Consider the following 26028-nt stretch of genomic DNA (forward strand, 5'->3'; position numbering starts at 1 on the left):
ATCAAAATCCATAAGGTGCCGCCTGAAAAGGGATTTTTTCGTTGACCGATACCAGTGCCGATGCCTTGGCCGCTTCAGGCCACCGCCCGATGGGCTTCCCCGAATTCGTCATCGTGATCGCGTCCATCATGGCGCTCAATCCGCTCGCGATGGACATGATGCTGCCGGCGCTGCCGAACATCGCATCCGCCTTCGACATCACCTCAGTCAACCGGCCGCAGATGGTGCTGTCGATCTTCCTGGTCGGCTTCGGCGTCGGCCAGTTCGTGATGGGCCCGCTGTCCGATCGCTTCGGGCGGCGTCCGGTCCTGCTCGGCGGCATGGCCGTCTATTGTATCGCCAGCCTGCTTGCGATCGCAGCCCCCTCCTTCGAGACGCTGCTGCTGGCGCGCGCGCTGCAGGGCCTCTGCACTTCGGCCACCCGCGTGATTGCGACCTCGATCGTCCGCGACTGCTACGCCGGCCGGCGCATGGCGAGCGTGATGTCGCTGGCGATGATGGTGTTCATTGCCGTGCCCGTCCTCGCCCCGGCATTCGGCCAGGCCGTGCTGCTGCTGACGCAATGGCGCGGCATCTTCATCGTGCTGATGCTGTATGGCGTGGTGGCGCTGATCTGGAGCGCGCTGCGCATGCCGGAGACGCTGCCTGTCGCCAAACGCAGGTCGCTCGCGGTTCGCGCGGTGTTCGATGCGTTCCGGCAGACCGTGACCAATCGCCAGACCCTGGGTTATGCCGCTGGCGGCCGGCGGCGTATTGGGTTCGCTGTTCGCCTTCGTATTCATCTCGCAGCAGGTATTCACCGGCATCTACCGGCTCGGGCACTATTTTCCCGTTGCGTTTGCCGGCGTGGCCGTCGGAACCGCGATCGCCGGGTTCGTCAATTCCCGCCTCGTCGGCCGCCTCGGCATGCGCGTGCTTTCCCACGGCGCGCTGATCGGCTTCGTGGTCATCGCCGCAACCATGCTTGTGGCGGCGAAAATGCAGATGCTGCCTTTGCCGCTGTTCATGGTGCTCTCGGTATCGATGATGTTTGCGTTCGGGTTGATGATCGCCAATTTCACCGCACTCGCCATGGAGCCGCAGGGCCATATCGCCGGCACCGCTGCCTCGCTGTACGGCTCGATCACCACGCTGCTCGCCATCGGCATCGGCGCCACCATCGGCCAGGATTACGACGGCACGCTGGTGCCGTTCGCGACCGGCTTCCTGCTCTGCACGCTGGCCGCGCTTGCCGTGGTGCTGGTGGTGGAGAAAGGCCGGCTGTTCCAGCCGCATGGCATTAAGGTGTGATCGCCCCATCTGCGTTTGGGTGGAGGTAGCGACGCAATTTGCGCCCCGACCCGGCCGCATGGCTGAATGTCCACCCGGCGCTGGCGTCGTTTTGCGAAGCTGACTACAATTCCTCCGCTCACATCGCCTTCAGAATTGGAAATCGGAAGATGGATAACCGCAGTAACATCTGGCGTGGCGTCGACACCATCAAGCCGCGCTTCGTCGACTTGAGCGACCGGGTCTGGGCGATGCCCGAGGTCTGCTACACCGAAGCGCGCTCGTCCGCCGAACATCTGGCCGAGCTGCGCCATCAAGGTTTCCGCATCACCGAGAAGGTCGCAGGGATTCCGACCGCCGTGATGGGCGAATGGGGCGAAGGCGGGCCCGTGATCGCCTTCCTTGGCGAATATGATGCGCTGCCCGGTCTCAGCCAGGAAGCCGGCGTGGCCGAACCTCGCCCGCTGCAGGCCGGCGGCCATGGCCATGGTTGCGGCCACAATCTGCTCGGTTCGGCGGCGCTCCTTGCAGCCACCGCCGTGAAGGACTGGCTCGCCGAACACAAGGTGCCGGGGCGCGTGCGCTATTACGGCTGCCCCGCGGAAGAAGGCGGCGCGGCAAAGGCCTTCATGGTGCGATCGGGCGTCTTCGGCGATGCCGACATCGCGATCACCTGGCACCCGTCGAGCTTCTGGGAAGTGGTGGTGACGCCTTCGCTCGCCAACACGCGCGCCGATTTCATCTTCACCGGACGCACCTCGCATGCCGCGGCCTCGCCGCATCTCGGCCGCAGCGCGCTGGATGCGGTCGAGCTGATGAATGTCGGCGTCAACTACATGCGCGAGCACATGCCGAGCGACGCCCGCGTCCATTATGCCCTGCTCGACACCGGCGGCATTGCCCCCAACGTGGTGCAGGCCCATGCGCGCGTGCGCTATTCGATCCGCGCCCGCGACCTGCCCGGCATGAATGAGCTGGTCGAGCGCGTCCATAAGATCGCGCAGGGCGCGGCATTGATGACCGAAACCAAGGTGGAGATGAAGATCATTTCCGCCGTCTCCAATCTGTTGCCGAACACCCCGCTCGAGGCAGCGCTCCATGGCATCATGGAGGAACTCGGTCCGCCGCACTTCGACGAAGCGGACAAGGATTTCGCGCAGCAGATCCGCTCCACGCTGACGCAGAAGGATATCGAGACCGTCTACCACTCGATCGGCATGGATCCGACCGACCGGCCGCTGGCCGATTTCATCGTCCCGCTGGACGCCAAACGTAATCCGCAGATCGGCTCGACCGATGTGGGCGACGTGAGCTGGGTCGTGCCGACCGTTCAGGTTCATGCCCCGACGGTCGCGATCGGCACGCCGTTCCACACCTGGCAGGTGGTGGCGCAGGGCAAGAGCCCGCACGCTCACAAGGCCATGGTGCAGGCGGCCAAGGCCATGGCGGGGCTCGGCGTCAGGGCGCTGACGGAACCGGACCTGATCGCCGCCGCCAAGGCCGACCTGAAGAAGCGCACCACCCGCGCGCCTTACATCAGCCCGCTGCCGGACAGCGTCGCGCCGCCGCTGGACATGTCGGTGATCTGACCTGATCGATCTGATCTGCCCGGCCTGACAGACCTGGCGAAATTTTTTGCAGTGCAGAGCGCGATTCAGCGCGCTTTTGACGCGCTGGGGCCACCGGGCTGCCAAAGCAATGTGCGCCGCAGCGCGTTTCTGCCCAAGCAAAAATCACCGGCCCTGTCCATCCTGCTGATTGTCGACAGCCAGCCGTTGACCTTCGGGGCATTTGATGTGCCATCTTACCCGCGAACTCCGGCGCTGCCGCCCTCCGGCGCGCCTCAACGACACCAGAACCAGACACGGGGACAACGATGCTGGACAATGAACTGCGAACCATGATCGATGAAGTGAAGGACGGGCGCATGGATCGCCGCGGCTTCGTTCAGCGCATGCTGGCTGTCGGTCTCACCGCGCCCATGGCGACGCAGCTTCTGGCCATCGGCGGCGTGGCGATGGCGCAGAGTCCCGCTCCTTACAAGCCGACCAAGCGCGGCGGCGGCGGGCCGCTTAAATTGCTGTGGTGGCAGGGGCCGACCCTGCTCAACCCGCATTTCGCCACCGGCACCAAGGACCAGGACGGCTCGCGCATCTTCTATGAGCCGCTGGCGAGCTGGGATTCCGCCGGCAATCTCTGTCCGATCCTGGCGGCGGAAATTCCGTCTACTCAGAACGGCGGTCTTGCTGCCGACGGCAAGTCGGTGACCTGGAAGCTCAAGCCGGGCGTCAAGTGGCATGACGGCAAGCCATTCACCGCCGACGACGTCGTGTTCAACTGGGAATACGCCCGCGATCCCGCCACCGCAGCGTTGACCATCGGTGTTTACCAGGACATCACCGTCGAAAAGGTGGACGATCTCACCGTCCGCATCCTGTTCAAGAATCCCACCCCGTTCTGGGCCGATGCCTTTGTTGCGGTGGTCGGCTGCATCCTGCCCAAGCATCTGTTTGCGGATTACAAGGGCGCCAAATCCCGCGAGGCTCCGAACAATCTCAAGCCGGTCGGCACCGGCCCCTACAAGTTCGTCGAGTTCAAGCCAGGCGACCTCGTGCGCGGCGAAATCAATACTGACTACCACATGCCGAACCGGCCCTACTTCGATACGATCGAGATCAAGGGCGGCGGCGATGCCGTCTCGGCGGCGCGCGCGGTGATTCAGACCGGCGAGTATGACTATGCCTGGAACATGCAGGTGGAGGACGATGTCCTGCTGCGTCTGGAGAAGGGCGGCAAGGGCAAGACTGTTTACTCGACCGGCGGCGATATCGAATTCATTGCGCTGAACTTCAGCGATCCCAACACCGAGGTCGACGGCGAACGTTCCTCGATCAAGACCAAGCATCCCCTGCTCTCCAATCCGGCCGTTCGCAAGGCGCTGGCGCTCCTCGTCGACCGCGATGCCATTCAAAAGCACATCTACGGTCGCGCCGGACGTACCACGGCCAGCTTCCTCAACGGTCCCGAACAGTTCGTCTCCAAGAACACGAAATGGGAGTTCAGCATCGAGAAGGCGACCCAACTCTTGGAGGAGGCCGGATGGAAAGTCGGGGCCGACGGCATCCGGGAGAAGGACGGAAAGAAACTGAAACTGTTGTACCAGACCTCGATCAACGGCCCACGCCAGAAGACCCAGGCGATCATCAAACAGGCCTGCCAGAAGGCCGGCATCGACGTCGAATTGAAATCGGTCGTGGCCTCGGTCTTTTTCTCTTCGGATGTCGCCAATCCAGACACCTATTCCAGGTTCTATGCCGACATCGAAATGTTCCAGATTCCGATGACCCAGCCCGACCCGGCCCAGCATATGCGGCGCTTTCATTCGCGCTTTGTGGCCACCAAGGAAAACAAGTGGCAGGGCAGGAATTTCCCGCGCTGGGTTAACCAGGAGTTTGACGCTGCGATCGACGCGGCCGAGGCTGAAGTCGATCCGGTCAAGCGGGCCGCGTTCTACATCAAGGCCAACGACATCATGTGGCACGACACGGTGGTCATCCCGGTAATGCACCGCCTGAAGGTCGGCGCGGCAACCAACTCGCTGCGCCCGGCGCTTAGCGGCTGGACCAACGATACAGACAATATCCAGGACTGGTATCGAGAGATCTGATAGCCGGCACAGGCGGATCGTTTCTCATGCGTCAGTACATCCTGCGTCGCCTCCTGATAGCGATTCCGAGCCTGCTCGGCATTTCGCTCGTGCTGTTCATCGTGCTGGCGCTGGCGCCCGGCGATCCCTTCAGTGAACTGGCGACCAACCCGAACGTGCCGCCGGAAGTCGCCGCCGCGCTTCGGACGAAGTTCGGCCTCGACGACCCGATCTATCTTCGTTACCTGCACTGGATCACGGCCATGCTGCAGGGCGACTGGGGCTTTTCGTTCGTCAGCCGGATGAACGTCGACACGCTGATCCTGCAGCGCCTGCCGGCAACGCTCTATGTGATCGGCTCGGCGCAGCTCCTCGCCCTCACGATCGCGATACCGGTCGGGGTCTATGCCGCGACCAGGCCCTACTCGATCTTCGACCAGATCGCCAACACGCTCGCCTTCATCGGCTTTTCGCTGCCGACCTTCTTCACCGGCCTCTTGTTCATCCTGGTGTTTTCGATCACGCTGGACTGGCTGCCTTTCGTCTACACCACCGACATCAGGGCAACCGGCATCCGCTGGGTGATCGAACAAATACGGCAGGCGATCATGCCGGTGATGGTGCTCGCGCTGTTTCAGGCGGCCTCCATGACGCGCTTCGTGCGCTCGGCCATGCTGGACGTGATCCGCCTTGACTATGTCACCACCGCCCGCGCCAAGGGCCTCGGTCAGGCCCGGGTGATCGTCAAGCACGCGATGCGCAACGCCCTGATCCCGGTCGTCACGCTGGTCGCGCTGCAGATGCCGGCGGTGTTCGGCGGCGCCATCGTCACCGAGCAGATTTTTCGCATTCCAGGCATCGGCTCGCTCCTGATCTCCTCCATTCTCTCCAACGACACGCCGGTCGTGATGGCCGTGACGTTCGTGTTCGCCTGTCTCGTGGTGCTCTTCAACCTGATCGCGGATGTGCTTTATGGCTGGCTTGACCCTCGCATCTCCCTCCGCTGAACGGCGGCCGGCCTGGTCGCCCTGGCGCGAGACCTGGCGGCGCTATCGCCGCCACAAGCTCGCCGTGGTCAGCGCGGTCCTGCTGCTCGTCCTGATCCTGGCGGTGGCGTTCGGCCCCTTCGTCTGGCGCGTCAGCATCAACGACATCGATTTCAACGCGCGCCTCGAAGGCCCCTCGCTCGCCCATCCCTTCGGCACCGACGATCTCGGACAGGATATCCTCGCCCGCATGATCTACGGCGGACGCATCTCGCTTGCGGTTGGCCTGGCGGCGATGGCGGTCGCCGTCATCATCGGCACGCTGATCGGCGCGCTCGCGGGCATGTCGCGCGGCGCGCTCGGGCATGCGCTGATGTGGCTCACCGACCTGTTCCTTTCGCTGCCGCAACTGCCGCTGCTCTTGCTGCTCATCTATCTGTTCCGTGACGGGCTCAAGGCAGCATTCGGCCCCGAGGGCGGCATCTTCATTCTCATCGTGATGGTCATTGGCGGCCTGCGCTGGATGCCGGTCGCCCGCCTGGTTCGCGCGCAGTTCCTGTCGCTGCGCGAAAAGGATTTCGTCGAAGCCGCCCGCGCGCTCGGCGCCAGCCCGCTGCGGCAGGTGGTGCGCCACATCCTGCCCAATGCGCTCGGACCGGTGATCATCGCCGGCACCATCGACGTCGCCGCCGCGATCATCGCGGAATCGACCTTGTCGTTTCTCGGCCTCGGCTTCCCGCCCGACGTTCCGACCTGGGGCCGGCTGCTGTTCGACGCCAAGGACTTTCTTGACATCGCCGCCCACTGGGCGCTGTTTCCCGGCGGCGCGATCTTCGTTGCCGTAGTCGCCATCAACTTCATCGGCGACGGCATGCGCGACGCGCTCGATGCAAGGCGGGTGATCTGATGGCGCCGCTGCTCGAAATCAGGGGCCTCAAAACCCACTTCGCCACCGACGACGGCATGCTACAGGCGGTCGACGGCGTCGACATCGCGCTCAACAAGGGCGAGACGCTCTGCGTGGTCGGCGAATCCGGCTGCGGCAAGACCGTCACGGCAATGTCGATCCTGAAACTGATCGCGATGCCGCCGGGCCGCATCGTCGAAGGCCAGATCCTGTTCGAGGGCCGCGATCTCGTGCCGCTCACCAGTAACGAAATGGACGACATCCGGGCCAGGGAGATCGGCTTCATCTTCCAGGAGCCGATGACCTCGCTCAACCCGGTGCTGTCGGTCGGCGAGCAGATCGCCGAAAGCCTGCGCCGCCACGAGGGCCTGTCGCGGAAGGACGCGCTGGCCCGCACGATCGAGATGCTGAAGCTGGTGCAGATTCCCAACGCGGAAGGCCGCGTGCACGATTACCCGCACCAGTTTTCGGGCGGCATGCGCCAGCGCGTCATGATCGCGATGGCGCTGGCCTGCAAGCCAAAACTCGTCATCGCCGACGAGCCGACCACCGCGCTCGACGTCACCATCCAGGCGCAGATCCTCGACCTCCTGCAGGACATGAAGGAGCGCTTCGGCATGGCGGTGATGCTGATCACCCATGCGATGGGCGTCGTGGCCGAGACCGCGCAACGCGTCGTCGTCATGTATGCCGGCAAGGTGGTCGAAGAGGCCGATGTCGACAGCCTGTTCGAAAGCCCGCGCCATCCGTACACGCAAGGATTAATCCGATCGATCCCGCGCATCGATCTCGACAGCGCGCACAAGACCCGGCTGGAAGCCATCGGCGGCTCGGTGCCGATCCTGATCAATCCCGCTCCCGGCTGCCGCTTTGCGCCGCGCTGCCGCTACGCCTTCGGTCGTTGCTCCGAAGAGGAGCCGGTGCTGCGCGAGGTCGCGCCGGGCCATCGCATGGCCTGCCATCTCGGCGAAACACGGGGAGCGAGCGCATGAGCGAACCCCTGCTGCGCGTCACCGGCCTGAAGAAGCATTTTGCCGTCAAGGGCGGACTCCTTTCGCGCGAGGTCGGGCGCGTGCACGCGGTGGACGGCGTATCGTTTGCGGTCAATCGCGGTGAAACGCTCGGGCTGGTCGGCGAGTCCGGTTGCGGCAAATCGACGACGGCGCGCTGCGTGCTGCGCCTCCTCGAACCGAGCGAAGGCGAGATCGTCTTTGACGGACGCGACGTGTGCAGCCTTTCCGGCGGCGACCTGCGCGCCATGCGGCGCAACATGCAGATCGTGTTCCAGGACCCGTTTGCCTCGCTCAATCCGCGCATGACCGTCGCTGCGATCCTTGGCGAAGCCTTCACCATCCACGAGCTCGCCTCCTCGGCCAGCGAGCGGGACGACCGCGTGGCGAGCCTGCTCGTCAAGGTCGGACTAAAGGCCGAGCACATGCGGCGCTACCCGCACGAATTCTCCGGCGGCCAGCGCCAGCGCATCGGGATCGCGCGCGCGCTCGCGGTGGAGCCGAAGTTCATCGTGTGCGACGAGCCGGTTTCCGCGCTCGACGTCTCGATTCAGGCGCAGGTGATCAACCTGCTGGAAGATCTGCAGGCCGAATTCAACCTCACCTATCTGTTCGTCGCCCACGACCTCTCGGTGGTGGAGCATATTTCCGACCGTGTGGCGGTGATGTATCTCGGCCGCATCGTCGAGCTGGCGAGCGCGCGCGACCTCTACCGCAATCCCCGGCATCCCTATACCCAGGCGTTGCTGTCCGCCGTGCCGGTGCCGGACCCGAAGGTCAAGCGCAAGCGGATCCGCCTGCAGGGCGACGTGCCGAGTCCGATGAATCCGCCGCGGGGCTGTCATTTTCACACCCGCTGCCCGATCGCCGAGCCGCGTTGCCGGGAAAGCGCGCCCGAACTGAAGCAAGGCAGCGACGGGCATTTCGTGGCCTGCCATCTGGCCTGACGGGTACTGGCCGAAACAGGCACACCGTTTTTTGAAATTAGTTACTGTCGGGTTCCCTACAGACAGCGGCTGGAATCAGATTTTAGCTTGGCTACATGCCGGGACGGCATGGGGATCGGCGCGCCCCGGCATAGAACGACCCCAGTGGACCTCAGCCCCCAAGCTGGGGTCGTTTCTTTTGAACGGCCGCCTTTTGAGACAGGCCGGTACCAGACGGCGCCGCTTCCCGTGCGGGCGGCGTTGGCGTGAAATCAATTTTCGATAAATGAAGCGGCACTGAAAAATGAAGCGGCCCCGCCCCGGCGTGGTTGAACCACTCTTGGCGGGGCGGGGCCGAGATCAGGTCGTGGCGTTACCTCGGGTGAACGCCGTTTTTGCGAATGATGTCCGAGAGCTGAGCCAAAAGCTCCCGAAGCCTGGCATTCTCCTCGATCAGCGAGTGAGCTTCGTCGGCCTGTTCGTCACGACGAAGGCCGGGCTCGTCCCCGCGCAGGGCATTCTCAAGCAATGAAAGAGCGTCGTCGGTCGGTTCTTCAACCCAAAATGAGGGTTCTGCGCGTCGGTCTCGCTTATTGAGCTGCGGATGGTCTACTCGCATGATTGATACTCCAATTTTAAAATGCGGAACGAGCCCCCAGTCTCTTTGTCGCGCGCGGAGAATGAGGTGAGTCGGCAGGCAATTTTGCGACTAAAATTGGAATCGCCCGGAGCCGACCCCGGCGCTAAAGCGGCGTGATTGCGGCGAATCTTGCAGCGCGCGCGGCGCGGCACCGCAGCCTGCGCGTGCGATGCTTAGCGTCTTCGAGCAGAGCATGTCCTCGGACCAGGACCGGCTCGCGTCAGGAAGACGCATCAAAACAACAAATTAGAGCGGGCTCCGACTCAATCAGAACCGAAAAGTTCTCTCAAAGAAACGTGGCCAATTGATAGAGCGCGTAAAGAACTTCCAGCCCCATGAGAACGAGCGCTGCGATCATTAGATAATAACCAAAATGCATAGGGGACTTGAAACCAATGCTTCTCGCGGCCCGTGCGAATCTCGCGCCAGACCGTGGACCAAACTCGATACGCGTCGGAAGGGACAAGCCTCCGGCGAACTATTCGTCGGCAATCAAAAATAAAAAGGCCTCCGCCGCCGCGGAAGTGACGCCTTTGAACGCCTTTGTCGCGAGCCTCTTCTTGACCGGAGGTCTCTTGTTCGACGCCAGCTCGCCTGTTCACACACCGTGGAAAATCTTGATTCCCCACAGCACGATGACGATGGCCAATACCAGCGTAGCCGCCGTCAGTACACTTTCTAAGGAAGCGACTCTCATACTAACTCTCCGCTTCCCAGCCCCGCTAAACGGTCTAGGTGATTCGTAGATTCCCCTGCAATCGCATGATCACAATGCTTTGAACGTTGCCCCGCAGTTGTGTTTTACAGGTCACACATCTGGGTACGGCGATGCACACCTTCGCCGCTACGCGATCGCCATGCGCTCGTGGTGCGGGAAATGCCGCTTCCGACAACTTTTTCGATTGAAGCCGATTTATTCGGGCTGGCTTGAAGGGGCGTAGGACGCGGCCGGGACCGGAGCACTTCGCCGCCGTTCGGCGTGAGCTGCCAGGCGATCGTATTCCTCCGCAACCTTGAGCAGGCGCCCCTGGTCCTTGACGGCATTCGCGGCCAACGCCCTTGTCAGTTCCGCACGCTTGCGCCAGTGATCCGCATTGGTCAGGAAATCGGTCATCGATACGCCCCAAAACAAGATGATGTGCTCCCCAGCCGCGCAGACGTCAGAAAGGCCCGCGATACGTCAAAAATTTGGCCTAATCCGATCTGCCGTGTGACTCCAGCGACCTGTGACCTTTCCGCCGAGCCTCATCGTCGTTCCCTTTCCGACGCAAATTTGCCCTCGACTCAATGGAAAGCTCGTCGTCGAACCGACGACCGGGCCACCTTGTGATCAGGAATGTGTCATGAGTATCGAACATCCGCCGCATGACGAACCGGCCCGCCGCGCTGCATTTCGAAATGTCGAACGTTCCGGCAACGTCGTGCCGCTGCGTGAAAACAAGGACGTGCGCCAGGCAAATGAAGCACCGCATCAGGACGGCGAACTTCTTGCCGCCCTGTCGCCCCTGCTCGACGAAGTCGACGGACTTCGGGGCGATGAGGCGCGGCCTCAGGGAATCGACAACGTTACAGTGCTGCTTGAAGAAAACGCCCGGCTTCGAAAGCTTGCGGTCAAGCTGTCAAATCTCCTTGGCGATCTTCCCAGGCAGGACACGTGAGATCGAGGGGGCCGCGATAAGCGTACGCGGCGGTTGGATGGGTTGAAGATTTCGAAATCACCTTCCTCGGCGTCGGATTGCCGTCTTGATCGATCACGGCGCGCACGGCGATCGGCTCGAAGCGGCCACCTGTTGCTGGTGCGCCGACCACCACTGGGCGATCGCCGCCACAAGGCCGTCCCAGATCGCCGTGGCAAGATCGGGCACCGCAATGCGCACGCTATAGCGATCAGTTGTGGGATTGTGGAACCATTCTGTCGCGGCGAAATCAAATCCGAAACTTCCCGCGTGCTGGATCGGCAAACCCGCTCGGGCCAGATCGTTACTCATTTCCGCAGCCGCCTGTCTCGCTGTCGCCTCATCAAGTGCCTGTTCGCTGCGAACCGTGACATAGAGGCCGTGAACGAAATGGAGTTCGGCCGTCAGGCCCGAGAGCGCATTTGCAAAATGCCGGCTGGCGCGGCGGCTGTTGCGCAGCATGGCCGCGATCCGCTTGTTCGTCAGTTCGCGATACAACGGTGTGCCGATGTAGGGAGGGAAATGCGCTGGCAGCGCCGCGCCACCCAGTAATCGAACCGCATTTCGCGTTTCAGCCGGGAGCTCCTTGAATTTCGATCGCCTGGAAACGTTCTCCTCCCAACCAACGAAGGCCACCGAGCCAAGTCGACCGTACTCTGCCCCGAGCGAATCCAGCTTCGTATGGCTACGCACCATGACAAGCGGGATCGCCAATTCACGGGCACGTCCCAAGACCCGTCGGATACGGCCCGACCCGCTGGAGAAGCAGGTGGTGTCGAAGATCAAGAGATCAGGCGCCGCGTTCGTGCAGCGAAGTCCGGCATCAAACGCGGAAGCGGATGCGGAGGAATCCAGCAACATTATCCGTGATGAAGCTGATCTCGGACCAGCGTCCTCTTCCTGGGGGTGGTTCAACGTAATCAGCCGTAACCGATCGGCATAGCCTTCGACGAACTCCTGCGTCTCACCATAGGCGCCAGGCAGGACAAGAATGTCCGCCTTTCCGATCAACCGCGCCGACGCCAACAGCAGAGCCGAGATCGCAGCCATGCCGGAAGCCGTATAGATGGTATCGATTGCCCTGCCCTCGACGCCGTAAAAGGAAGGGCCACGCACATCGAGATCGGCGCGTTGGTAGTCGTACCTGAATTCGAAGGGGCCGATGCGCTGTTGGCCGGGATGTGCCCAAGCCGTCTCGGTGACGTTCCAGTCATGCAGCGCGTGCTCTGCCTTAAGGGCAGCGGTGAGCTGAAACTTGTGCCTGATAACTTCGCTGACCGACCGTGGACACGTCAACGGCAACGGGTGTCTCAGGCAATCATTTATCAGCCTGAGTTCCCTGTGCTTCCGATCTAGGTATGCCTGGACGCTCTCCACGGAAGTCTTCGCTGATTGGACATCTGATCTAACGTTTCAAGGCAGCGTCGGGTCCAATTCGATTGGAGGTGGCAAATGTAAGATCGGCGACGCCGACGGCACCATCGCATGTCGCGGTACCGACGTAGTGCATTAAGCGAGACCGCGGTAAAGTGGACATGCACAAAGAAAACCCGGGTGGAAACCAATGGTACTCATCAAAACGGTCGAGACCGGCCTCTATCGGATCCCGCTGACGGTTACCCTCTCCGACAGCACACATGGCGAAATCGCAGCCTTCGAATTGGTGACATGCCGCATTCGCGATTCAGACGGGGCTGAAGGCACAGGCTACACCTACACCGTCGGCCGTAATGGCGGCGCGATTGCCGACATCCTCAGGCGGGAGATCCCCGAACTGATCGAGGGCCGGCAAGCCGACGACACCGAGGCCATCTGGCATCACGTCTGGTGGGCCCTGCATTATGGCGGGCGCGGCGGACCGCCCGTGCTGGCGCTCTCGGCGCTCGATATCGCCCTGTGGGACCTGAAGGCGCGCCGCGCCAATCTGCCGCTGTTTCGTCTGCTCGGTGGCTTCGACGCCCGCGTGCCCTGTTACGCCGGCGGCATCGACCTCGATCTTTCCGTCGAAGCGCTTCTCAAGCAAACCGACGATAATCTTGCCAAGGGCTTTCGCGCCATCAAGATGAAGGTGGGGCGCCCGGATCTCGCATCCGACGTCACGCGCGTGCAGGCGATGCGCCAACATCTCGGTGACGGCTTTCCCCTGATGGCGGATGCCAACATGAAATGGACGGTCGAGGAAGCCATTCGCGCCGCACGCGCACTGCAGCCCTACGACCTCACCTGGCTCGAAGAGCCGATCATTCCCGATGATATTGCCGGTCATGCCCGCATCATGGCTGCCGGCGGCGTGCCGATTGCGGCCGGCGAAAACCTGCGCTCGCTCTGGGAGTTCAAGAACTATATCGCGGCTGGCGCGGTGTCCTATCCCGAGCCCGACGTCACCAATTGCGGCGGCGTCACCGCCTTCATGAAAGTTGCGCGGCTTGCAGAAGCGTTCAATCTTCCGGTCACCAGCCACGGCGCACACGACGTCACAGTCCACCTTCTCGCGGCCTGTCCAAATCGTTCCTATCTCGAAGCGCACGGATTTGGGTTAGATCGCTATATCGAGCACCCGCTGGTGCTCGACCAAGGCATGGCATTGGCGCCAACGCGGCCCGGCCACGGAGTAAGCTTCGACTGGAAGGGATTGGCGCAACTCGCGCGATGATCGCAGCGGCTGCGTGGGCACCTCAGCAGGGCCGCCAAGCTCAATAAAGCGAGCAGTGAAACTTTCGTTCGCTGTCCCCTGTGCTTTCTCCAAAACTCTTTCGGGAAACGATCGCTGCCTCGCGCGTTCTGTGCGGAGAGGAAGCGATAGGAGGATAGCTCATGCGAACCTCAATTCTCGCCACGACGGCCGCCTTTGGCATTGCCATCGTCGTGCCGGCACAGGCTCAGCAGTCGACGGCGCCTGGCCAGCAACAGATGCAATCCGAGAAGCAGATGCAGGAGGAAGCGAATAAAGGCATCAAGACCCGCGACTCCGGAGAATCCGGCTTTGTGGGGCAACAGGAAACCCCAGGTGCTTCCGCCCATCCGCCCGGACGTCCCGACTCGAGCAGCAGCCAGACGACGGGTTCGGGCGCTGCGAGTGGCGGTCAAGGTTCCGAGACTAGCCGCACTCCACGCTAGTGCTGAGTTCAGCACGAGACTGCACGAAGAGGTCCGGCTTCGCCGTTTCCCTTGTGGTGCGGGCGCAGCGGCATCGAAGGCTAGCGCTGTGCGCCGTCGTGCTTTGAACTAGGCGCGTAACCCATAAATCGAGCTTGATTGCCACTCGATATCCGATATGCGACCCGAAGCAGACGTCGTCCATTATCGTCAGTCCCATCTGAATATCGGCGTCCAAACGCCAGCGCACATAGGCAGTCACTTCGTGACGAAAGCGGTGCACGGTCCATGCTGTACCGTTGCTTTTCGTCGCCACGGAATTTGAGCACGTTGCCTCAACAGCGCTTAAGGCGATACTTTGCGCTGAGCCAGCGAATAGTGAGGCACGTCTTTTTTGTGCCTGGGCGGCCCGATGGTTTCCGGCCTTACATGCTTTATATGGAACTCCTTGGAGCACTCATGGCAAAACACCGTATCTATGAAACGAGCTTCGCAAGCATTTACCCGCTTTACGTTGCGAAAGCGGAGAAAAAAGGACGCACAAAATCAGAGGTCGATCAGGTCATCTCTTGGTTGACAGGCTATTGTCAGAAAGAGCTAGAAGCTCAACTGGAAAAACAGACTGACTTTGAAACATTCTTTGCAAATGCCCCTAAAATCAATCCTTCGCGAGCCTTGATTAAAGGCGTGGTTTGCGGCGTCCGAGTGGAGGATATCGAAGAACCAACTATGCGAGAAATTCGCTACTTGGATAAACTAATCGATGAACTGGCGCAGGGAAAAACAATGGATAAAATTCTGCGGAAAAAATGATCCTGAGCAACCAACCTCCGTCCATTGGGAACTTCGTGACGTACTTTGTTTATCAACGGCAGCAGCGCGACCGAACGCGCGGTTGAAGGGGCGGCCTCTTTCATTTGTTCAAGCGCCCTCGATGTCTGTTCTTGGCGCCGATAGCGGACCAAATTCCGCGTCGCAGCGAAACGACGCCAAGTGCGATAAATAACAAGTGCGATAAACGGAAGTGAACCTGCTCTTTTGGCTGCACCGAAAGTGGCGTATTCTTCGATGAGCTGCCAATGGGACGTGCCGGAGTTCTGTAGTTGAGCGCAGCACCAGTGCCTTCGGCGGGCAAGCACTACTCATTCATTGATATTGGATTTCATTGATATTGGATTTGAGGGCGCGATTTCGCGCCCGCTATACTTCGCCAGTTTTGGAGTCATCCAGCCAAGGATAACGCTTGGCCCCATTGCAGGGAGGAATCGATGATCGAGCAGTTCAAACGCCGCGATTTTCTGAGGGGTTGTGCGGCCATTGGGGGAGCCGTCGCCGCCGGCAGCTTTACCTGCATCGAAATCGCCAAAGCAGCCGCGATCGACATTCCCGTGGTGGACAAACTGTCGATCCGGGTGCTGGTCGATGGAAGCCAGAATATTTTCGAGCGCCCGGGCAAGGTGGGGAACGTCTCGATCGAGCCGGCACCACGGCAGCAGGATTATCGTCGCGCACTACACAATCAATGGGGTTTGTCTCTGTACCTGCAGTCACAGCGCGGCAACGAGCAGCGCACTATCATGCTCGACTTCGGCTATACGCCGGAAGCTCTGCTCAACAATATTGAACTGACCGGCGCTGATCCCGGCAAGATCAATGCAATGGTCGTGAGCCATGGCCACTTCGATCACTACGGCGGCCTCATCGGCTTTCTGCAGAAGTACCGCAGCGCGTTGCCCGCCGATGTGAAACTCTATGCCGGCGGGGAGGACAATTTCTGCCAGCGCTATAGCGGCGCGCCCGGCGCACTTGCCGAATTTGGCGCGCTCGATCGCCGCGAGCTGGCTGCGAACAAGGTCTCAGTCGTTCTGGCGGAAAACCCGACGGTTGTCGCCGACCACGCTTTCACGACGGGTAAGATCAAGAGGTCGGGCATCGAAAGAGTGTTGCCGAACACGCACGTCGAATTTGCGGTGAAGGACGGTCTCGGCTGTAACGCGAGCCACTACCTGCCGGCGGAGATGCTGGGCAAGATCGTTCCGGACGAGCACATCCACGAGCACGCGACCTGTTTCAATGTAAAAGGCCGCGGGCTGGTGGTGATCAGCTCCTGCGGTCACGTCGGCATCGTCAATTCGGTCCGGCAGGCACAGGAAGTCTCCGGCGTGCAGAAGATCCATGCTATCGTCGGTGGCTTCCATCTCGGGCCGGCACCTGAGGACTATCTCAATCAAGTTGTCGCCGAGATCAAGAAGCTCGAACCGGACGTGATTATCCCGATGCATTGTAGCGGCGACAACTTCGCTCGCGCCGTGCGCGCGCAGCTACCGGACAAGCTCCTGGTTTCGACGACCGGCGTACGTATGACTATGGGCGCATGAGGAACAGTCGAGTGCTTGTCGGCTCGGTCCTGGCCGCGGGACTGCTCGGTGCAGTGCCCATGATGCACGCGCAGAGCGAACGCAGCGCCGGCGAACTGATGGACGCAGTGATGTGGGGCAAGGAGCCGATCGGCGGCCCCTTCACTCTCATCGATCACACCGGCAAGCCTCGTACGGACGCCGATTTCCGCGGCAAGCTGATGCTTGTCTATTTCGGGTTCAGCTTCTGTCCGGACGTCTGCCCGACCGACCTGATGGCGATCGGGCAGGCCGTCGATAAACTTGGCCCCGACGGCGACGCGGTGCAGCCGTTGTTCGTCACTGTCGATCCCGGCCGCGACACGCCTGCGCATCTCGCCGACTACGTGCCGTCCTTTCACCCGCGCCTGCTCGGCCTAACAGGCGATGCTGCGCAGATTCGCGACGCCGCGCGCTTGTATCGGGTCTTTTACGCCAAGCTCGCGATCGAAGGCGCCGCAGAATACACCATTGATCATTCGGGTTTCATCTATCTGATGGATCGCGACGGCAAGTATCTCGGGTTCTTCCCGCCGGGCACCCCCTCGGATCGGATGGCCGCGGTCATCAAGGCTCATCTCTCAGCCAAACGCTGAAGGGTCTATTGCGAAAAACCTAATTTGCTGGACAGATTCACGAGACCGCGGGTGCAGCAAGCACCCGGCATTCCCTGCTCCCTCCTCGGGAGGGACAAGGTTCATGCAAACCTCGGCGCTTGGCGCCGCGAGAACGCATGTTTATGTTTCGTTTCAGGCAGGGAATCCGCGGTTGACTCGGGAACCGCCAGCAATCAGAAAAAGCCCTGTAAAATGAATGGCAAAAATAATTGGTCGGAGTGGCAGGATTCGAACCTGCGACCCCTGCGTCCCGAACGCAGTGCTCTACCGGGCTGAGCCACACTCCGACTTGGAACGCGGCTTATAGCCTTGGGTTTCAGCGACCGCAAGCAGCCGGATTAAGGAAATTAATCACAGTGAATGTTGGCCTGAAGACCCAGATTTTGCCCGCCGGCGAGGCCGCCGTGGCGGCGGCCGCGCGTATCCTGGCCGAAGGCGGTCTGGTCGCGTTCCCGACCGAGACCGTCTATGGCCTCGGCGCCGATGCCACCAATCCGGCCGCGATCGCCCACCTCTACCAGGCCAAGGGCCGGCCGGCGTTCAATCCCCTGATCGCCCATGTCGGCGATGTCACTGCTGCCCGCAAAATCGCGCACTTTGATGCGCCGGCGACCGCGCTGGCCGAGGCATTCTGGCCGGGCCCGCTGACGCTGGTGCTGCCGAAAACGGAAAACTGCGCGGTGGCCGACCTCGCCACCGCCGGCCTCGACACGGTCGCGATCCGGATACCGGCCCACCCGGTGGCGCGCGACATCCTGCGAGCTTTCGGCGGTCCCGTGGTGGCGCCATCGGCCAATCTCTCCGGTCACGTCTCCCCGACCACGGCCGCGCATGTGCAGAGCGACCTTGCCGGGCGGATCGACCTGATTGTCGATGGCGGCCCGGTCGCCGTCGGCGTCGAATCCACCATCGTCGGTTGCTTCGACGCGCCGATGCTGCTGCGCCCCGGCGGGCTGCCGCGCGCGGAGATCGAGCGCGTGCTGGGCCGCGCGCTGGTGCAGCCGCCGGCGGACACTGAGAGCGACCGCGGGCAACCGCTGGCGCCGGGCATGCTGGCGTCGCATTACGCGCCGCGCGCGCGCGTGCGCCTCAACGCACTAGTGCTGGAGCCCGGCGAGGCATTGCTGGCGTTCGGCCTCGGAGCAATTTCGGGAATTGACGGCGCCTCCGCAGTGATGAATCTGTCGGAGCGCGGCGATCTCGACGAGGCCGCCGCCAATCTGTTCGGCCATCTTCGTGCACTCGACGGCAAAGGCGTGCACACCATTGCGGTGATGTCGATTCCACACGAGGGGTTGGGCGAAGCCATCAACGACCGGCTGCGCCGCGCAGCCATGGGGCGAGAATGAACGGGCGGGAATGAAAGAGAACAAGAAAATGAATATCGTCCAAGGCTCCAAGCAAGTTTCCGTGCCGCCGCTTCCTCCCGAGTTGATCGCGAAATTTCGCGCGGTTGTCGGCGACAAATATGCGGTGACCGATGCGGCCGATATTGCGCCCTACGTCACCGAGGAACGCGACCTGTTTCACGGCCGCTCGCCATTGGTGTTGCGGCCCGGCTCCACGGCGGAAGTGTCTGAGATCTGCAAGCTCGCCAGCGAGCGCAAAATCGCGCTGGTGCCGCAGGGCGGCAATACCGGTCTCGTCGGCGGACAGACTCCGCATCATGGCGAAGTGGTCGTCTCGCTGCGGCGGCTGGACAAGATCCGCGAGATCGATCCCGCGTCCAACACCATGACCTGCGAGGCCGGCGTGGTGTTGCAGATCGCGCAGCAGCGCGCGGCCGAAGTCGACCGCCTGTTCCCGCTGTCGCTCGGCGCGGAAGGAAGCTGCACCATCGGCGGCAATCTCTCCACCAACGCCGGCGGCACGACGGCGCTGGCCTATGGCGTGGCGCGCGAGATGGCGCTCGGGCTGGAGGTGGTGTTGGCCGATGGCCGGATCCTGAACGGGCTGTCGAAGCTGAAGAAAGACAATACCGGTTACGATTTGCGCAACCTCTTCATCGGCGCCGAGGGCACGCTCGGCATCATCACCGCGGCGACGCTAAAGCTGTTTCCGAAGCCGCATGCGGTGGAGACCGCCTATGTCGGCCTCAAATCGCCGGCGCAGGCGCTGAAGCTGCTGTCGATCGCGCAGAACGAGGCGGCCGGCAGCCTCACCAGCTTCGAACTGCTCGCCGACATCGCGGTCGATTTCAGCCTGCGCCACGGCATCGACATCCGCGATCCGCTGACATCAAAGCACCCCTGGTACGTGCTGATGGAATTGTCGTCCTCACGCGACGACGCCAGCGCCGCGCTGGAATCCATCCTCGCCAAGGGCATGGAGGAAGGCATTGTCGACGACGCGGTGATCGCGGCGAACCTCTCGCAGCGTGCCGGATTCTGGAAACTGCGCGACGAAATGTCGGCGGCACAGAAGCCGGAAGGCGGATCGATCAAGCACGATATCTCGGTGCCGGTTGCCGCCGTGCCCGCCTTCATCGAGGAAGCCAATGCCGCGGTGGTAAAACTCATTCCAGGCTCGCGGCCGGTGCCGTTCGGCCATCTCGGCGACGGCAACATCCACTACAATGTCAGCCAGCCGATCGGCGGCAACACCGCCGACTTCATGTCGCGCTGGCATGAGGTCAACGAAGTCGTGTTCGCGATCGTGCTGCGGATGGGCGGATCGATTTCGGCCGAGCACGGCATCGGCGTGCTCAAGCGCGACGAACTGCCCGACGTCAAGGACAAGGTGGCGATCGAACTGATGCGCGGCATCAAGGCGATGCTCGATCCGCTCGGCATCATGAATCCGGGCAAGGTGCTGTGACCGTGACGAATGCGAAGACAATTCCCGCGCTCGCCATCGCCGACATTGCGGATGCCGATGTCGCCATCGTGATCGCGCTGTGGCAGGCCTGCGGCCTGACGCGGCCGTGGAACGATCCCGCCAGTGACATCGCGCTCGCCCGCCGCGAGCCGAATTCAACGATCCTGATCGGCCGCGACGGTGACGCGATCGTGGCGACCGCGATGGTCGGCCATGACGGCCATCGCGGCTGGGTCTATTACGTCGCCACCGATCCCGATCGTCGCGCCAAAGGCTATGGCCGCGCGATCATGAACGCGGCCGAGGACTGGCTGCGCGCGGCAGGCATTCCCAAACTGCAGTTGCTGGTACGGCCGGAAAACTCAGGCGTCGCCGCGTTCTATAAATCGATCGGCTTCGGCGAGCAGCAGATTCTGTTCTTCACCAAATGGCTCGACGGCCGCGAGCCGCCGCGGTGAGCTGAAGGAGTTTCATGACCGTCTCCGATCGTGTCCGCGTCAAGAATGTCGAGATCCTATCCGACCGGCATTATCGGCTGAACGAAGTCGAGTTCGACTATCGCCGCGGCAACGGCGAATGGCAGACGCAGAAGCGGGAAGTTTTCGACCGCGGCCATGCCGCGACGCTGCTGCCGTACAATGTCGCAAGCCGCACCGTCGTGCTGACGCGGCAATTCCGCCTGCCGCCCTACCTTGCCGGTCATGACGATCTCCTGATCGAAGCCGCCGCCGGCATGCTCGACGACGCCTCGCCCGAGGAGCGGATTCGTGCGGAGGCGGAAGAGGAAATCGGCTACCGGCTGCACGACGTGCGCAAGGTGTTCGAGGCCTTCATGAGCCCCGGTTCGGTCACCGAGAAGCTGCACTTCTTCATCGCCGAATACGACGCTGCGATGCGGGTCGGCGACGGCGGCGGCCTCGCCGAGGAAGGCGAAGACATCGAGGTGCTGGAAGTGCCGATCGATCAGGCGCTCGCGATGATCGCAGATGGCCGCATCGTCGATGCCAAGACCATCATGCTGCTGCAATACGCCGCGCTGCATGTTTTCAGGTGAGGTTGGCTCCATCAACCTGTCGTCCCTGCGAACATAGCCGTAGGGTGGGCAAAGCGCAGCGTGCCCACCATTCTTAAACAGTGTTCGAGGAGGCGTGGTGGGCACGCTTCGCTTTGCCCACCCTACAAATATGACACCTCAAAACAACGAGCCCTGCCCGTCGTCCTCCGGCGCTACCGCCGCCTTGCGCGGCGCGGCCCGCTTCGCGGGCTTCGGCTCCTCCGCCGCCCGCTCCTCGTCGGTGATCGGCAACAGCAATTGCGCGTCGTCATTGACGACGCGGTTGACGCGCGTGGAAATCTCATGCCAGGCGAACGCGCCCTCAGTCGGCCCGCGCAGCAGCGGCAGCACATCCTCTGCGTCGTGGATGCGGCCGTCGAGCCAGCGCTCGAATTCCTCCGGCGCGATCGTCACGGGCACACGGTCATGCAGCATGGCGAGGTCGCGGCTGGCCGGTGCGGTGACGATGGCGACGCTGTCGGTCTCCTCGCCGTTCGGCCCCATCCAGGTTTCCGCCAGCGCGGCAAAGCCGACTGGCCGGCCGTCGCGGCGATGGACGAAGAACGGCCGCTTGCGGCCGCTCGCATCCTGCCATTCGTAATAGCCGTCCGCCGGGATCAGGCAGCGCCGCCGCTTGATGGCATTCTTGAACGCCGGCTTCTCGAGCACCGTCTCGGAACGCGCATTGATCAGCAGCGTAAATTTACGTGGATCCTTCACCCAGGCAGGCACCAGCCCCCAGCGCATCAGCCGAAAATGGCGGCCGCCATTTTCCAGGATAACAACCGGAACTGGCTGCGTCGGCGCAATATTATACCGCGGCGGGAAATTGGGCTGCTCGAGATAGCCGAAGATCTGCCGGAGCGCCTCCGGCGGCGAGGTAATGACGAAACGTCCACACATTATCTGACCAACATAAGCCTCTGTTTAATGGGTGTTAACCCCAGATGTTAACAGTGAGACCGATGACCTCCACGGCCGCCACAGAAGTGCGATCCGATCGCCCGATGCCGCCACCGACGACGGGCCCTGTAGACGAGGCCCGCGCGGCGCAATTGCGCGCCGCCAACATCAATCCCCGCACCGGGCTCGCCACCGACTACCTGAACCATTTCAACGAAGCCGTCATGCTGCTCGAAATGGTTCCGGACATGCCGGAATGCGCGGAAGATTTTCTGACCTGGACGCCACTGTCCTACGCGGAGCATTTCTGGGCCTCCAACTTCAAGGCCCGCGACCTCGCGATCGAGGCCTATGAATGCGCCGACCCCAAGGTCCGGGCCGATTTCGACAATCTCACCGCGACCATGACCTCGATCCTGACCGCGGTCGGCAAGGCGATGCGCGAGGCGCAGCAGGACAAGACCCGCGCCACGCTGGCCGAGCAGGCCACCGCGTGGGTCAAGCCGCTAGTGGCGCTGGCCGGTGGCGTCATCAACGGCAGCGCCGAGACCAGCCTCGAAGCGGCCATGTCGAACTAGCCGCGCCACGGTTCGCTGCCATCAGCCGCATTAGACCTGCGCGAGCCGATCGGGCATGATCGTTTGCACAGCAAGTTCCCCAGCGTACCGGATCACGCCTTGGCTTCCCCCGTCCAGCCGACCCGCCCCCAACTCGCCGTCAGCGGCGCGATCTTCCGTGACGGCAAGGTCCTCCTGGTCCGCCGCGCCCGCTCGCCGGGCAAGGGTTTTTACTCGCTCCCCGGCGGCCGGGTTGAATTCGGCGAATCGCTGCACACCGCGCTCCACCGCGAGGTGGATGAGGAAACCGGCTTGAGAATCGAGATTTTGGGCCTGGCCGGCTGGCGCGAGGTGCTGCCCGGGGCCGGCGGCGGCGGGCACTATCTGATCATGTCGTTCGCGGCGCGCTGGACGGCCCGGGAGCCGGTCCTGAATGACGAGCACGACGATTTCAAATGGCTGGCGCCGGATGGGCTCGGCGATCTCAAGGTTACCGGCGGCCTCCTGGAAGTCATTGAGGCCGCCCGGAAGCTGGTCTAGGCGGCCCCTTGCAGGGCCTCACGCCTTGCCTCGGGCGTCTTGAGGGGGCATATCGGCCCTCAAATGCTCAAGCACGCCCTCGCCGCCCTCATCCTCATCTCGGCCTGCCATGCGGCCCCCGTGCGGGCCCAGGATGCTGCCGCGCCGTTTGACGGCGATCTGCAGCGGCTAGCCGAGATTCTCGGCACCCTGCACTATCTCCGGGGCATTTGCGGCGCCAATGAAGGGGCGAAATGGCGCAACGAAATGCAGGCGCTGATCGACGCCGAAACCCCCTCCGGCGACCGCCGCGCCCGCATGATCGCCGGCTTCAACCGCGGCTATAACGGGTTTCAGCAGACCTACCGGACCTGCACGCCCGCGGCGTCGGTTGCGATCCGCAGATATATCGAGGAAGGTTCAAAGATCTCGCGCGATCTCACCGCGCGCTACGCGAACTAGGCAACCATGGACGCGATATTCTTCGACCTTGACGGAACGCTGACGGACCCCAAGCTGGGCATCACCCGTTCGATCCAGTACGCGCTGCAAAGGCTCGATCATCCTACGATCCCGACCGCGGACGAACTGACCTGGTGCATCGGCCCGCCGCTGCGCACGAGTTTCGTGCGATTGCTTGGCGGCGACCATTCGGCCGATCGCGCGGTGTCGCTCTACCGCGAGCGATTTTCCGACATCGGCCTGTATGAGAACGGCGTCTACGATGGCATCAGCGAGGTGCTGACGTCGCTATGCGCATCGGGCCATCGGCTGTTCGTCGCCACCAGCAAGGCGCACGTGTTCGCTGACCGCATCGTCGACCATTTCGGCCTGCGCAGCCATTTCGAGCGCGTGTTCGGTGCCGAGCTCGACGGCACGCGCACGGACAAGTCGCATCTGCTGGAACACGCGCTGAAGGAGACGTCGGTCGATCCGGCGAAAACCCTGATGATCGGCGACCGCAGCCACGACATGGTCGGCGCGAAAAACAACGGCATGAAGGGCATCGGCGTGTTGTACGGCTATGGCAGCCGCGACGAGCTGCTGCAGGCCGGCGCGCAGCATATTTGCGCCACGCCGGGAGCGATTTTGGATTGCATTCCCTGAAATATTTGGAACCCGCGGCGGCCGCCGGAAATTCCGGCGGCGCCGTTAACCTTTCCTAAAGATGTGGCCTAGGCGAGCCCGCACCGCGTGCTAGAGCTTGTCGCATCAAGATGCGTTCCGCCCTGGTTCGCGCGCAGATTTCGTTGAGCTTCATGAGCCGCCCAGCCGCTTTCCCGATCGCCCACGACCCGCTTCCCGACCTCGAGCAGAAGCAGACTGCGCTGAGCTATTTGAGCGAGGCCTGGGCGGAAGCGCGGCATGAAGGCGTCGATGGCGACTGCCTCGCGCAGGCGAGCCTGTTCACGGCGCTGGCCGAACTGGTCTCGACCTATGGCGAGGACGCGGTGGCGAAGTTCGTCGAGGGCCTGTCGGCTCGTGTGAAGAACGGCGAGTTTTCGCTGTCGCTGGCGAAGCAGTAACGGCTGCACCGTCATTGCGAGGAGCGCAGCGACGAAGCAATCCACCTATCTGTTATGCCGCGCTACGGATTGCTTCGCTGCGCTCGCAATGACGGAGAACTACGCCTTCAACGTCTCCAGGAACCGTACCGGCTCGCCGGTCGACGGCGTCGTCACCTCACCCTGCCACATCACGCGCCTGCCGCGCACGAAGGTGCCGACCGGCCAGCCGGTGACGCGGACGCCGTCATAGGGCGTCCAGCCGGCGCGCGAGGCTACCCATTGGTTGGTGATGGTCTCCGTGCGCTTCAGATCGACGATGGTGAAATCGGCGTCGTAACCCGCCGCGATACGGCCCTTGCAGGCGATGTTGTAGAGCCGCGAGGGACCTGCGCTGGTCAGATCGACGAAACGCGCCAGCGACAAGCGTCCGGCATTGACGTGATCGAGCATCAGCGGCACCAGCGTCTGCACCCCTGTCATGCCCGAGGGCGAAGCTGGATAGGTCTTGACCTTTTCCTCCAGCGTATGCGGGGCGTGATCGGAGCCGAGCACGTCGATGATGCCCTGCTCGATGCCATACCAGATCGCTTCGCGGTGATCGGCCGAGCGCACCGGCGGGTTCATCTGTGCAAGCGTGCCGAGCCGCTCGTAGCACTCGGGCGCGGCCATCGTCAGATGATGCGGCGTCGCCTCGCAGGACGCGAAATCCTTGTGATCGCGCAGATACCCGATCTCCTGCTTGGTCGAGATGTGCAGGACGTGGATGCGCTTGCCTGTCTCGCGCGCGAGACTGACCAGCCGCTGGGTCGCCATCAGCGCCGCAGTCTCGTCCCGCCACACCGGATGCGAGCGCGGATCGCCCTCGATGCGGAGCGGCTTGCGGTCGTTGAGGCGGTATTCGTCCTCGGCGTGAAACGCGGCGCGGCGACGGATCACCTGAAAGATGCGCCGCAGGCTTTCATCGTCCTCGACCAATAGCGCGCCGGTGGAGGAGCCGATGAACACTTTCACGCCGGCACAACCTTCCGCGCGCTCCAGCTCAGGCAGATGGTTCACGTTCTCGCGCGTGCCGCCGATAAAGAACGCAAAATCGCAATGCATACGATGGTGGCCAGCCTTGATCTTGGCGGTGAACGCCTCCTCGGTGACCGTGAGCGGATTAGTGTTCGGCATCTCGAACACCGCGGTAACCCCGCCCATCACGGCGCTGCGCGAGCCGGTCTCGAGGTCCTCCTTGTGCGTCAGCCCGGGCTCGCGGAAATGAACTTGCGTGTCAATCACGCCAGGCAGGATGTGCAGACCCTTGCAGTCGATCGTCTCGCCGGCGGAAGCCTGTCCCAGCCCGCCGATCGCGGCGATCCGGCCATTGGAAATCCCGATGTCGCGGATGCCCTCGCCGTCCTGATTGACCACGGTGCCGGATTTTAGAATGGTGTCAAATCGTTGATTCATGGGTCCTCGACGCCCGCTTCAAGCTTTCGCACAGGCCTTGTTGGGGGCA

General features: G+C 62.6%; 27 protein-coding genes, 1 tRNA gene and 1 pseudogene. 22 read left to right on the forward strand and 7 right to left on the reverse strand.

The genetic code is table 11. From position 1 onward, the window contains the following. Position 1 precedes the first annotated feature (1 nt). Positions 2–199 (reverse strand): hypothetical protein, encoded by a 198-nt coding sequence (locus V1288_RS02700; protein ID WP_334361473.1) that lies wholly within the window; start codon positions 197–199, stop codon positions 2–4. Here V1288_RS02700 and V1288_RS02705 point away from each other — a divergent pair. From V1288_RS02705 to V1288_RS02735, 7 genes and pseudogenes are all read left to right on the forward strand, one after another. After that, positions 114–1290 (forward strand): annotated as a pseudogene (locus V1288_RS02705) (multidrug effflux MFS transporter). The gene V1288_RS02700 and the pseudogene V1288_RS02705 overlap by 86 nt on opposite strands. Positions 1291–1439: 149 nt before the next feature. Then, on the forward strand, positions 1440–2858 hold the full coding sequence (locus V1288_RS02710) for a M20 family metallopeptidase (protein WP_334355608.1): 1419 nt from the start codon (positions 1440–1442) through the stop codon (positions 2856–2858). Between the two features lie 287 nt (positions 2859–3145). Then, the gene (locus V1288_RS02715) at positions 3146–4936 is read left to right on the forward strand and encodes a peptide ABC transporter substrate-binding protein (RefSeq protein WP_334355609.1); all 1791 of its coding nucleotides are present in this window, start codon (positions 3146–3148) and stop codon (positions 4934–4936) included. A 26-nt stretch (positions 4937–4962) separates the two neighbouring features. Then, positions 4963–5922 carry an ABC transporter permease gene (locus tag V1288_RS02720; protein ID WP_334355610.1) on the forward strand — a complete coding sequence of 320 codons (960 nt, stop codon included), beginning with the start codon at positions 4963–4965 and terminating at the stop codon, positions 5920–5922. Beyond that, positions 5888–6808, forward strand: a complete 921-nt coding sequence (locus tag V1288_RS02725) for an ABC transporter permease (protein WP_334355611.1) — start codon at positions 5888–5890, stop codon at positions 6806–6808. The genes V1288_RS02720 and V1288_RS02725 overlap by 35 nt, the downstream gene beginning before the upstream one ends. Further along, positions 6808–7800 (forward strand): ABC transporter ATP-binding protein, encoded by a 993-nt coding sequence (locus V1288_RS02730; RefSeq protein ID WP_334355612.1) that lies wholly within the window; start codon positions 6808–6810, stop codon positions 7798–7800. The genes V1288_RS02725 and V1288_RS02730 overlap by 1 nt, the downstream gene beginning before the upstream one ends. After that, entirely contained in the window at positions 7797–8765 is a 969-nt protein-coding gene (locus tag V1288_RS02735) for an ABC transporter ATP-binding protein (RefSeq protein ID WP_334355613.1), read from the forward strand. Before V1288_RS02730 ends, V1288_RS02735 begins: the two co-directional genes overlap by 4 nt. A gap of 352 nt (positions 8766–9117) precedes the next feature. On the opposite strand, the gene V1288_RS02740 is transcribed toward V1288_RS02735, so the two are convergent. Both V1288_RS02740 and V1288_RS02745 read right to left on the reverse strand, forming a co-directional pair. Further along, entirely contained in the window at positions 9118–9363 is a 246-nt protein-coding gene (locus V1288_RS02740) for a hypothetical protein (protein ID WP_334355614.1), read from the reverse strand. Between the two features lie 934 nt (positions 9364–10297). After that, the gene (locus V1288_RS02745; RefSeq protein WP_334355615.1) at positions 10298–10498 is read right to left on the reverse strand and encodes a hypothetical protein; all 201 of its coding nucleotides are present in this window, start codon (positions 10496–10498) and stop codon (positions 10298–10300) included. Positions 10499–10727: 229 nt separating this feature from the next. On the opposite strand from V1288_RS02745, the gene V1288_RS02750 reads away from it, so the two are divergent. Continuing rightward, positions 10728–11042: a hypothetical protein gene (locus V1288_RS02750; RefSeq protein ID WP_334355616.1), complete on the forward strand. Its 315-nt coding sequence runs from the start codon at positions 10728–10730 to the stop codon at positions 11040–11042. Between the two features lie 93 nt (positions 11043–11135). Here the strand turns inward: V1288_RS02750 and V1288_RS02755 are convergent, their stop codons facing one another. Beyond that, entirely contained in the window at positions 11136–12437 is a 1302-nt protein-coding gene (locus tag V1288_RS02755) for a hypothetical protein (protein WP_334355617.1), read from the reverse strand. Positions 12438–12624: 187 nt separating this feature from the next. Here V1288_RS02755 and V1288_RS02760 point away from each other — a divergent pair, with 187 nt between their 5' ends. The 5 genes from V1288_RS02760 (at position 12625) to V1288_RS02780 (ending at position 17148) form a co-directional block, all read left to right on the forward strand. Beyond that, positions 12625–13713, forward strand: a complete 1089-nt coding sequence (locus V1288_RS02760) for a mandelate racemase/muconate lactonizing enzyme family protein (protein WP_334355618.1) — start codon at positions 12625–12627, stop codon at positions 13711–13713. Positions 13714–13874: 161 nt separating this feature from the next. Beyond that, positions 13875–14177 (forward strand): hypothetical protein, encoded by a 303-nt coding sequence (locus V1288_RS02765; RefSeq protein WP_334355619.1) that lies wholly within the window; start codon positions 13875–13877, stop codon positions 14175–14177. A 438-nt stretch (positions 14178–14615) separates the two neighbouring features. Beyond that, complete coding sequence (locus V1288_RS02770) at positions 14616–14969, forward strand: DUF2200 domain-containing protein (RefSeq protein ID WP_334355620.1); 354 nt, start codon at positions 14616–14618, stop codon at positions 14967–14969. Positions 14970–15424: 455 nt separating this feature from the next. Then, on the forward strand, positions 15425–16534 hold the full coding sequence (locus V1288_RS02775) for an MBL fold metallo-hydrolase (protein ID WP_334355621.1): 1110 nt from the start codon (positions 15425–15427) through the stop codon (positions 16532–16534). Further along, positions 16531–17148, forward strand: coding sequence for an SCO family protein (locus V1288_RS02780; protein ID WP_334355622.1), 618 nt, complete (start codon positions 16531–16533; stop codon positions 17146–17148). Before V1288_RS02775 ends, V1288_RS02780 begins: the two co-directional genes overlap by 4 nt. 231 nt (positions 17149–17379) lie before the next feature. Here the strand turns inward: V1288_RS02780 and V1288_RS02785 are convergent. Further along, positions 17380–17456, reverse strand: a tRNA-Pro gene (locus V1288_RS02785). A gap of 69 nt (positions 17457–17525) precedes the next feature. On the opposite strand from V1288_RS02785, the gene V1288_RS02790 reads away from it, so the two are divergent. The 4 genes from V1288_RS02790 to V1288_RS02805 are packed head-to-tail and all read left to right on the forward strand — an operon-like array spanning position 17526 to position 21040. Then, the gene (locus V1288_RS02790; RefSeq protein ID WP_334355623.1) at positions 17526–18518 is read left to right on the forward strand and encodes an L-threonylcarbamoyladenylate synthase; all 993 of its coding nucleotides are present in this window, start codon (positions 17526–17528) and stop codon (positions 18516–18518) included. 28 nt (positions 18519–18546) lie between these two features. Further along, entirely contained in the window at positions 18547–19986 is a 1440-nt protein-coding gene (locus V1288_RS02795) for an FAD-binding oxidoreductase (protein WP_334355624.1), read from the forward strand. 20 nt (positions 19987–20006) lie between these two features. Continuing rightward, the gene (locus tag V1288_RS02800; protein ID WP_334361177.1) at positions 20007–20444 is read left to right on the forward strand and encodes a GNAT family acetyltransferase; all 438 of its coding nucleotides are present in this window, start codon (positions 20007–20009) and stop codon (positions 20442–20444) included. A 14-nt stretch (positions 20445–20458) separates the two neighbouring features. Next, positions 20459–21040: an NUDIX domain-containing protein gene (locus V1288_RS02805; RefSeq protein ID WP_334355625.1), complete on the forward strand. Its 582-nt coding sequence runs from the start codon at positions 20459–20461 to the stop codon at positions 21038–21040. A 138-nt stretch (positions 21041–21178) separates the two neighbouring features. Here the strand turns inward: V1288_RS02805 and V1288_RS02810 are convergent, their stop codons facing one another. Next, positions 21179–21943 (reverse strand): SOS response-associated peptidase, encoded by a 765-nt coding sequence (locus tag V1288_RS02810; RefSeq protein WP_334355626.1) that lies wholly within the window; start codon positions 21941–21943, stop codon positions 21179–21181. A 62-nt stretch (positions 21944–22005) separates the two neighbouring features. On the opposite strand from V1288_RS02810, the gene V1288_RS02815 reads away from it, so the two are divergent. The 5 genes from V1288_RS02815 (at position 22006) to V1288_RS02835 (ending at position 24545) form a co-directional block, all read left to right on the forward strand. Beyond that, positions 22006–22521 (forward strand): hypothetical protein, encoded by a 516-nt coding sequence (locus V1288_RS02815; protein ID WP_442893906.1) that lies wholly within the window; start codon positions 22006–22008, stop codon positions 22519–22521. Positions 22522–22620: 99 nt separating this feature from the next. Next, on the forward strand, positions 22621–23040 hold the full coding sequence (locus V1288_RS02820) for an NUDIX hydrolase (protein WP_334355627.1): 420 nt from the start codon (positions 22621–22623) through the stop codon (positions 23038–23040). 63 nt (positions 23041–23103) lie between these two features. Then, positions 23104–23481, forward strand: coding sequence for a TIGR02301 family protein (locus tag V1288_RS02825; RefSeq protein ID WP_334355628.1), 378 nt, complete (start codon positions 23104–23106; stop codon positions 23479–23481). 6 nt (positions 23482–23487) lie between these two features. Then, complete coding sequence (locus V1288_RS02830) at positions 23488–24126, forward strand: HAD family hydrolase (RefSeq protein ID WP_334355629.1); 639 nt, start codon at positions 23488–23490, stop codon at positions 24124–24126. Positions 24127–24278: 152 nt separating this feature from the next. Next, positions 24279–24545 carry a hypothetical protein gene (locus tag V1288_RS02835; RefSeq protein ID WP_334355630.1) on the forward strand — a complete coding sequence of 89 codons (267 nt, stop codon included), beginning with the start codon at positions 24279–24281 and terminating at the stop codon, positions 24543–24545. A 99-nt stretch (positions 24546–24644) separates the two neighbouring features. Here V1288_RS02835 and V1288_RS02840 read toward each other — a convergent pair whose 3' ends face one another. Continuing rightward, entirely contained in the window at positions 24645–25979 is a 1335-nt protein-coding gene (locus V1288_RS02840) for a dihydroorotase (protein WP_334355631.1), read from the reverse strand. Positions 25980–26028 lie beyond the last annotated feature (49 nt).

It is taken from the genome of Bradyrhizobium sp. AZCC 2176, assembly GCF_036924645.1.
Lineage (GTDB): Bacteria > Pseudomonadota > Alphaproteobacteria > Rhizobiales > Xanthobacteraceae > Bradyrhizobium.

Bases quoted from the DNA above. Each gene is read 5' to 3' on its own strand.
- V1288_RS02825 (WP_334355628.1), top strand. From the start codon at position 23,104: ATGCTCAAGCACGCCCTCGCCGCCCTCATCCTCATCTCGGCCTGCCAT.
- V1288_RS02715 (WP_334355609.1), top strand. From the start codon at position 3,146: ATGCTGGACAATGAACTGCGAACCATGATCGATGAAGTGAAGGACGGG.
- V1288_RS02750 (WP_334355616.1), top strand. From the start codon at position 10,728: ATGAGTATCGAACATCCGCCGCATGACGAACCGGCCCGCCGCGCTGCA.
- V1288_RS02830 (WP_334355629.1), top strand. From the start codon at position 23,488: ATGGACGCGATATTCTTCGACCTTGACGGAACGCTGACGGACCCCAAG.
- V1288_RS02740 (WP_334355614.1), bottom strand. From the start codon at position 9,363: ATGCGAGTAGACCATCCGCAGCTCAATAAGCGAGACCGACGCGCAGAA.
- V1288_RS02795 (WP_334355624.1), top strand. From the start codon at position 18,547: ATGAATATCGTCCAAGGCTCCAAGCAAGTTTCCGTGCCGCCGCTTCCT.
- V1288_RS02840 (WP_334355631.1), bottom strand. From the start codon at position 25,979: ATGAATCAACGATTTGACACCATTCTAAAATCCGGCACCGTGGTCAAT.
- V1288_RS02720 (WP_334355610.1), top strand. From the start codon at position 4,963: ATGCGTCAGTACATCCTGCGTCGCCTCCTGATAGCGATTCCGAGCCTG.
- V1288_RS02735 (WP_334355613.1), top strand. From the start codon at position 7,797: ATGAGCGAACCCCTGCTGCGCGTCACCGGCCTGAAGAAGCATTTTGCC.
- V1288_RS02765 (WP_334355619.1), top strand. From the start codon at position 13,875: ATGCGAACCTCAATTCTCGCCACGACGGCCGCCTTTGGCATTGCCATC.
- V1288_RS02805 (WP_334355625.1), top strand. From the start codon at position 20,459: ATGACCGTCTCCGATCGTGTCCGCGTCAAGAATGTCGAGATCCTATCC.
- V1288_RS02770 (WP_334355620.1), top strand. From the start codon at position 14,616: ATGGCAAAACACCGTATCTATGAAACGAGCTTCGCAAGCATTTACCCG.
- V1288_RS02700 (WP_334361473.1), bottom strand. From the start codon at position 199: ATGTCGAAGGCGGATGCGATGTTCGGCAGCGCCGGCAGCATCATGTCC.
- V1288_RS02775 (WP_334355621.1), top strand. From the start codon at position 15,425: ATGATCGAGCAGTTCAAACGCCGCGATTTTCTGAGGGGTTGTGCGGCC.
- V1288_RS02815 (WP_442893906.1), top strand. From the start codon at position 22,006: ATGACCTCCACGGCCGCCACAGAAGTGCGATCCGATCGCCCGATGCCG.
- V1288_RS02810 (WP_334355626.1), bottom strand. From the start codon at position 21,943: ATGTGTGGACGTTTCGTCATTACCTCGCCGCCGGAGGCGCTCCGGCAG.
- V1288_RS02725 (WP_334355611.1), top strand. From the start codon at position 5,888: ATGGCTGGCTTGACCCTCGCATCTCCCTCCGCTGAACGGCGGCCGGCC.
- V1288_RS02710 (WP_334355608.1), top strand. From the start codon at position 1,440: ATGGATAACCGCAGTAACATCTGGCGTGGCGTCGACACCATCAAGCCG.
- V1288_RS02745 (WP_334355615.1), bottom strand. From the start codon at position 10,498: ATGACCGATTTCCTGACCAATGCGGATCACTGGCGCAAGCGTGCGGAA.
- V1288_RS02835 (WP_334355630.1), top strand. From the start codon at position 24,279: ATGAGCCGCCCAGCCGCTTTCCCGATCGCCCACGACCCGCTTCCCGAC.
- V1288_RS02730 (WP_334355612.1), top strand. From the start codon at position 6,808: ATGGCGCCGCTGCTCGAAATCAGGGGCCTCAAAACCCACTTCGCCACC.
- V1288_RS02780 (WP_334355622.1), top strand. From the start codon at position 16,531: ATGAGGAACAGTCGAGTGCTTGTCGGCTCGGTCCTGGCCGCGGGACTG.
- V1288_RS02760 (WP_334355618.1), top strand. From the start codon at position 12,625: ATGGTACTCATCAAAACGGTCGAGACCGGCCTCTATCGGATCCCGCTG.